The organism is Helicobacter pylori (assembly GCF_003637685.1).
GTDB lineage: Bacteria > Campylobacterota > Campylobacteria > Campylobacterales > Helicobacteraceae > Helicobacter > Helicobacter pylori_CJ.
Window position 1 is genome coordinate 1 of the sequence record NZ_MVWW01000021.1, and the last position, 713, is coordinate 713.

Below are 713 nucleotides of genomic sequence, written 5' to 3' on the forward strand. Positions count from 1 at the left end.
GCTTGTTCAAGCGGGCTTAATTTTGTAGCTTCTTTGGTGGTTTCGTTTAAATTTTCGCTTGTTTTTAATAAATCCTCTTGATCTGTTAAATCTTTTTGTGTAGGATTAGGTTCATGGGGATGGTTTCCAGAGTGTAGACTGGCATCCCTAAAATCTGTAAAATTCCTATCGCTATAAAAATCAAAAATCTTATTTCCATTGTTTAAATCATCTACAACTAACCTAAGCTTTACGCCGTTATTCTCCCATTCGTAAGCGTATCTAAACCCGTTTTTAAGCCTTTCAAAACTCTCTAATAACACGCTTCCGTTTTTGATTACTTCGCTCATGTTAAGTAGCTCGTCGTTCGTTAGGGCGCCTGTGTTCTCTACTCCGTAATGCTTCCTTAGTATTTTTCTAGCGCCCGCATGCCTTGATCCTTGCTCTAAAATGTAAAGGTCGTTTAAGTCTATGCCTTTAATCTCTGTTTGATCTAATTCGCCCTTAAACACCTTTAAAACTTGTTTCTGTTCTTTAGTAAGCAAGCTTGTATCAATCTTTTGCAATTCTTGTAAGGCTTTTTCGTATTTAGTTACTTTTTCTTTTACTTCCTTATTGATTTCTTCACTCGCGCTTTTAACGCCGTTATTAAGCTCTTCAATGATTTTAAGCGTGTTGTTGCTAAATTTAGCGTTTTTGGCGCTTAGTTCTAAATTCTTGCTAAAATCGCTTAT

Annotated in this window: 1 protein-coding gene; it reads right to left on the reverse strand. The window is 36.0% G+C overall.

Features of this window, described 5'->3' with window-relative positions:
* Nucleotides 1-713: DUF3519 domain-containing protein (locus EAL44_RS07805; protein WP_240448929.1), on the reverse strand; the 713-nt coding region annotated here is incomplete at both ends.